A 6959-nucleotide genomic window follows, 5' to 3' on the forward strand; every position below is an offset into this window, starting at 1 on the left:
AAAGATTAAACGGCTTGAGCCCCTTAGAATACAGGGCTCAAGCCGCATAAAGAATTTTTATTATTCCCGCTGTCTACTTGACAGGGAGCAGTTCATTTCATGTAGAGAGGCTCTAACTTTTTAAATCGAATATTAATTTCAGACCTACAATTCCCCGCCTTTCCAGGTTTTGCGTATAAATTATCTGTATATTACAAACATTCGACCGAAAACAAGAACTAACTTACTACAAAATCGTCTACACTAACAACTATAGAATTTTTTTAGGAGTTGTTAATCATCGAATTGCTAACGGATAAATTAATCATCATCGCACTTTTCATATTAATTATTCACTCCATCGAAACGTTAGCTTATGCCGTGCGTTTATCAGGAGCTCGCGTAAAGTTACTAGCATCTGCTTTATCTCTATTCAATGTAATGGTCATGGTTTCGAGATTAGCGAATATGATGCAACAACCATTTACAGGCAGTTTAGTGGACCATGCACCGACAGAAAATGCATTAAGCTATGTAGAAAATCAGTTTCGTATAATTATTGGAGCAGCATCTATCGGTACTTTAATCGGGATTATCCTTCTCCCTACTTTTATTGCTATATTTTCTAGAGCAATCATTCATTTGGCTGAAGAAAGAGGAAACATCCCTGCTTTAATGAAAAAGGGGTTGACGTTTGAATATATAAAACGTGGGATGAAGCACATTCGTAAGCCTAGTTTTGCTTTTGTAAAAGAGATTCGTATAAAAGATATTCCCATGAAACTTTTTGTAATCAACATAGTTATTACAGCGATTTATACAATTGGGGTTCTCTCTTCTCTTTATGCAGCTTTGCTCGTCCCAGAGCTTGAAACAACGGCTGCAATGGCTTCAGGGTTAATCAATGGGATGGCTACAATTCTTTTGATTATATTTATTGATCCTAAAATATCCATTCTTGCGGACGATGTGCTAAATAAACAAGGCAGCTATTTAGATTTAAAGAGAATGTCTGTCATGATGATGGCATCCCGATTTTTAGGCACTTTATTAGCTCAACTATTATTTATTCCCGGGGCACATTATGTCGCTTGGTTTGTGAAATTGATTGCTTAACTACAATTAAAAGCGTCCACATATTTATTGAAAAATCCCCAAAAATCATATTGCTTATTATAAACCCTATTTCCAAAATCCTATTTGGAATCGACTCCTTGAGAATAATAAAACACGTATTTCAAGTAAATGATCACTTGAAATACGTGTTTTTTTAGTAATTTTTATTTAATTTAAGGCAAGAATATTATCAATTACAGCAAAAAAGAAACAAACGTTCGTTTTGTATCGCACATAAATTGAAGTTCGTCATTATTTAACTTCCATATTATTAGTATAAAATAAATTTGAATATAAGTCTATATTTTTCCAGTATGCTTTCGTAAAATTGATTTACTCGGCCGAGTAGTCTACGTATAGGGAGATAACTATGGAAAAATACCGCTGGGATTTCAATTTGAAAATTCGATTGCTAGGTGAAACTTTATTTAATTTGTTATATTGGATGTATTTCCCCTTTATTGCTGTGTATTTTAGCCAAGTAATTGGTTTAACATGGGCAGGATTTTTGCTAATGATCCCTCCAATTATCAGTCTTTTATTCAATTTAATTGGTGGTTATTTAGCAGATACTTTTGGGCGTCGTCCCATAATGATTATAGGTAGTAGTATACAAACGGGAATGTTTGCCCTATTTGCCTTATCCCCCTCACCTTGGCTGGATTATGCCGCCTTTCTTGGAATTGGTATAGGTACAGCATTTTATAAACCTGCAAGTGATGCGATGGTTGCCGATTTAGTGGATGAGTACAATCGAAAAGAAGTGTTTGCCACTTTTATGACAATGAATAATATCGGTGCTGTCCTAGGTCCGATTATTGGGGCTATTTTATTTTTTGATCATCGTTCGCTATTATTGTGGAGCTGTACCGCTGTAACACTTTTTTATACGGTACTTCTATTTATTCAACTAAAAGAAACCGTACCTCAAAAAAATACGTCTGCGGAATTTTCAACTTCTCAAGTACTCTCAACACAATTCAAAGACTATATTGCTATGCGAAAAGACAAGGCTTTTATGTATTATATTGTAGCTGGTATTTTTTCTGTCATTGCCATTATGCAATTAGATTTATATTTAGCCATATACATTACAGAATACGTCTCTTTACAAACATTATTTCATTGGAAAGAATGGTTGATACAAATTGAAGGAGCTGAGGTTTTAGGCTTAATATTGGGACAAAATGGCGTATTATTTGTTCTATTTGTTTTACCCATAACAAGATGGTTAAAATCTTGGACAGATGAAAATGTTTTTATATTATCTTGTCTTTTGGCCGGATTTGGTATGTTTGCTGTTGGTTTTACAACGAATATTTGGGTCCTATTCTGCTTAACTATTATTTTTACATTTGGAGAAATTGTACGAGCACCTGTCATTTATAATTTCGTCAGTAAACATGCACCTGCAAATGCGAGAGCACAATATATGGGGGCTGCAAATATGCAATTTACTTTAGGGCGTTTCGTAGCGCCTATTACGGTTTTGTTAGCAGCATGGCTATCACCTATTGTCATTTTTAGTGTTATTTTACTAAGTGCCATTATCAGTTTAGCTCTCTATAAAAGATTATTTAGATTACCTACTTCAACCATTAAATAAAGTAATTAGGAATCCTATAAAATTAACGTAAAAAATCCCCACTATGTTCTTTTAAAAATTTAGTGGGGCATTGCTATTTATTAACCAATAAACTGCATCAATAGCTCGTTAAACTTTTCTCGTTCTTCCCAAAAAGCGCCATGCCCACTGTATTGAAATGGAACAAGCTGTGAGTTTGTAATTTTTTGATTTAGTTCTTGAGCTTGTGTAAATGGAATTACTTTGTCATGAATACCGTGAATGATTAAAGTAGGGGCTATTATTTTGGGAAGGTCATCATAGAGTTGCTCATCTCTTAGTAAAACGATAACTGCCGCGGTTGACCACCCTGCTGCCTGTAAGCCCATTTGAAAAAACCAGTCTGAGAATGGACCTGTTATATACTGAAAGAAAAAAGTGTCTATTACATTCTGCATCATCTTCGGGCGGTCATTTAACGCCTCGTTAAGCAATGTATTCGCCGTCTCTGTTGTAAAACCAACAGGAGCAGCAGCGTCTACAAGGACAAGCTTCGACACACCATAACCATTAAACCGCGACATATACCGAATCGCGATGGACCCACCTGTTGAATGACCAACGAGTGTAAAATTAGTTAATTGAAGTGTACTAACTACAGTACGGATATCGTCCGCCAATCGGTTATAGTTGTAGCCACTCGTTGGCTTATCCGAATTACCGAACCCTCTCCAGTCAATACCTATACAGCGATATCCCTTTGCTGATAAAAAATCAAACTGATACTCAAACTGCTTATGACTTAATGGCCAGCCATGTATAAAAACAATGGTCTTGCTCCCCCCAGGATTGATATCTTCTACGAATAAATTGACTCCTGGTTCCACATTAACGAAATATCCCATGTACTTCCCCCATAAAGTGGCTTTATGATTAAGATATTCATGCGAAGAAAATGGGTTACATTATATGAAGTGACAAGTCAAATCACAGAAGTTTACTACTTATCATCAACACCCCACCAAATGTTAACTTAGATTCCTAATTTCTCCAATTATTGTTATTAACTTTCATCCCAACAGCTAGCCAATGGGAGTCCCATTCCGTGATGTCATTCCCTACACGACAAGCTAATCCACAAGCTCGACCATCTGCAACAAACGAACCGATCAACCATTTTTTCGAATGCTTACCATCCTTTAATGTAATGTTGATAGAGGGCATTTCAATATAATGCTGATAAATATAAAGATTATCTGTATAATGCGCAAATTGAGATGTTGCTTGCTTTTCCCCATTTGCTTTATGAATTTCAATGGTATTGCCCTCTCGTGAAAATACCGGCTTTTTTACATAGCCAACACCCTTACTGACAAAAGGTTCCGCGCTCATGTATGTAGGTAACATATACTTTTCAATGGCTGCACGTTCTTCAGCTGTAAATAATAACGGTTCGCCTCGGCGTTCCCAAATTAACCACAACAATATTTTGGATTGCAGAACATACGCGGCAGGTGAGTTAATAATCGCTAATTGTTTATCTCGAACTAGTTCCAGCAAGGCAATACCGATTCGAGTTAGCTCGCCATCGTCGGATACATCATCAATTAAAAATTCAAGGGGGTGTGCTGGGCGATATAAAATATCAATTCGTTCCATATTTGGCGTGTATAAGCCGCGCTCAATTGTTGCGGTATTTTCTTCATATATAATTAGCTGCTTAATCGGCACGTACTCAATTTCAAATGGTAAATGCTTTTGGATATATTGAACATGTGCATTTTCCTCGAAGTCTTCTTGTGCTTCTTTCCCTGTAATCACAACTTTAATTGGCGCAGAAGTTGGCTTATTTAAATATTGAATCGATGCAAATAACGCTTGCGAAAGACTTTTAATCAACACATCAGCTCGGTTGGTGTTTTCATAACCAAATTCATCACATAAAAATTGGTTCATTTCAAAAGTTTCGGTAATAAGAAATGGCGTATCCCCATTTAATTCAATCGCTTTAATCGCACCCTCTTCTGTACAAATAAAGTCAAAGCGTGCTAAAACCGATTGCTGTGGTAAATAGTCGAGTGAAAAGAACGGAATCATTTCTTCTCGAATGCCTAGCATCACTAGCTGCTCCGCTGATAAATGCTTAAACTGCTTCGCGACCTTTTGAAAAATGCGCCATAAAATATTTGTCGCATCATATATTTCATCGATTTTTTCCTGAGTCATTGGCATAATGTCATACAAGGCATATTCCAACTGATCGACATTTGCAAAAAAATGCGGATATTGACTATAAAATGCTGTACGTTGCTCTGTATTTGCGCTTAGTACTTTGTTTTTATCTACTTCTAATTGCTGCTTTTTCATTTCATTTGCCTTCATAATTTCCACCTCGTTTCAGAAAGTTTCAAACTGCTTATGAAGAGCTTGATCCACCACGAGAAGCACCACCCGAACTAAATCCTTGTTTACCACTTGAATAAGAATTCGTTTTATTCGTATTCGAAGTGCTATATCCTCCGCCAGTGTTAGTTCCTGCATTTCGACGAATTTCTCCGTCACGTTTATTCATTGATTTGTACATACTGCTTGCAGCTAAAGCTCCCACTGAAGCGAACATTAACCCGTTAAAGAAATGTTGCGAATACAACGGCGAATTTTCGTCTAAACATTCACTCGAACCATCATCAGATTCCTGCCATACTTCACAGTCTCCATAATATTCGCTCTCTCCAATATGTACTAGTTCTTCATCAAGGTCACTATCCACATATTCTTCTGTGATCACCTCATCAGGAATTGTTAAGGCTTCCTCTTGTACGATGTCAGTTATTTCTACTGTGTCGCTAGGTGATGAATCGATTTCTATTGTTTCGTTAGAATATACAATGGTTTCTTCAGTACTTCCGCATCCAGCTAATGTTAAAGCAGAAACCGTAGTAATAACCGTATATTTAACAAGTGATTTTTTCGTCATATGAAATCCTCCTGGTGTTTTTATTTAATACGTTTACGAATGAACATGCCAATAAGTTTCAATTTAAGGATAAATTAGGCGTTTTTCAACTTAGATTCTTGTTTCCGGTATTTTGTAGCGGTATCAAGCACTGGTTCATCCATCACTATTTTATTCGCTGCGCTGATTGTGTATGTGATTCTCAAATGGTTGAAATCGGTTAATCAACATGTCGGAAAATAATAAAACACGCGACCAAATTTGAGTTTCAGAATTTGATCGCGTGCTTCTATTTATAAGTGAAATGCTCGGTACAGAAACGCGACAAATTCCGCGCGTGTGACCGGCTCATCTGGATTAAAATTGCCATTATCCCCTAATGCAATGCCATGTGCTTCAAGTGCTGCAATATAATCATAACTCCAATGCGTTTTCGCAACGTCTTGGAAGGTACTTGTCCCGCCTGGTGTAAGACCGAATGCAAGGACGATTACTTTTGCCATTTGTGCGCGTGTCATAGGTGCATCTGGATTATATGCTCCGTCCGAACCGTCTATAATACCCGCTTGCTGAAGTTGCATGATCGCTTCGTAATACGGATGACTGTTTGGTACATCACTGAATGATGTTGCCTCTCGTGTTGGTTCAAGGTCGAAAGCACGGGCAATCATCGCCGCGATATGTTCGCGCGTGATTGGGTCATTTGGTCGGAATGAACCGTCTGGATAGCCGTTAATAATTCCACGTGCTGCGATGTCTTCAATCATTTCCTGTGCCCAGTGTGCCAAAATGTCGGTAAACGTCATCTGTGGCTTAGGCTCTTCTTTTGGATTTCCCGGTGGTGTTGGTTGCTCCGGTGTTGGCTCTATTGGTGGTGGAGTCGGTGTCGGATTATAGTCACCACCACTGCCCGAAGAACTGTTCACCGTCCATTTTGCGTATAAAGTTGTCGGTTTTGTTACCATGTCTGTCTTGAAATTCCACGCTGTTGTCAGCGCCGTATCCTTGTACCAGCCAGCAAATATATAGCCTGTTTTAGTTGGTGCTATTGGCATTTTTGCTCTTGTCTGATTGGCAACATTTTGGGCAACTACAACACTTCCCCCATTGGATTCAAAGGATAGTACATAACTAGCTACATCCCACTTTGCATACAGCGTGACATTCGCTAAGCCCATTTTGAATGTATCATTCGCCGCGTAGTGTGTTCCTTTGCCATCAGCTTGTGTATTCCAACCTGCAAACATAAATCCTGTTTTTTCGAGATTTCCTGGATTGGCGGCTATGGTTACAGTAGCTTTTTCTTCATAATTATTACTACCAGGGACTTGACCACCTGTCGCA

Annotated in this window: 6 protein-coding genes; 2 read left to right on the forward strand and 4 right to left on the reverse strand. The window is 37.8% G+C overall.

Features of this window, described 5'->3' with window-relative positions:
* Positions 1–279: 279 nt before the first annotated feature.
* Both ACQKIH_RS16045 and ACQKIH_RS16050 read left to right on the forward strand, forming a co-directional pair.
* Entirely contained in the window at positions 280–1095 is an 816-nt protein-coding gene (locus tag ACQKIH_RS16045) for a lipid II flippase Amj family protein (RefSeq protein ID WP_201784955.1), read from the forward strand.
* Between the two features lie 370 nt (positions 1096–1465).
* Complete coding sequence (locus ACQKIH_RS16050) at positions 1466–2701, forward strand: MDR family MFS transporter (RefSeq protein ID WP_427767847.1); 1236 nt, start codon at positions 1466–1468, stop codon at positions 2699–2701.
* An 80-nt stretch (positions 2702–2781) separates the two neighbouring features.
* Here ACQKIH_RS16050 and ACQKIH_RS16055 read toward each other — a convergent pair whose 3' ends face one another.
* The 4 genes from ACQKIH_RS16055 to ACQKIH_RS16070 all read right to left on the reverse strand — a co-directional run.
* Positions 2782–3564, reverse strand: a complete 783-nt coding sequence (locus ACQKIH_RS16055; protein WP_427767849.1) for an alpha/beta fold hydrolase — start codon at positions 3562–3564, stop codon at positions 2782–2784.
* Positions 3565–3700: 136 nt separating this feature from the next.
* Positions 3701–5041: a glutathionylspermidine synthase family protein gene (locus ACQKIH_RS16060; RefSeq protein ID WP_427767851.1), complete on the reverse strand. Its 1341-nt coding sequence runs from the start codon at positions 5039–5041 to the stop codon at positions 3701–3703.
* Positions 5042–5075: 34 nt separating this feature from the next.
* Positions 5076–5636 (reverse strand): hypothetical protein, encoded by a 561-nt coding sequence (locus tag ACQKIH_RS16065; RefSeq protein ID WP_427767853.1) that lies wholly within the window; start codon positions 5634–5636, stop codon positions 5076–5078.
* A gap of 272 nt (positions 5637–5908) precedes the next feature.
* On the reverse strand, positions 5909–6959 hold a 1051-nt coding region (locus ACQKIH_RS16070), incomplete at its 5' end, for an S-layer homology domain-containing protein (protein WP_427767855.1).

It is taken from the genome of Solibacillus cecembensis (assembly GCF_050272495.1).
GTDB classification, from domain to species: Bacteria; Bacillota; Bacilli; order Bacillales_A; family Planococcaceae; genus Solibacillus; species Solibacillus cecembensis.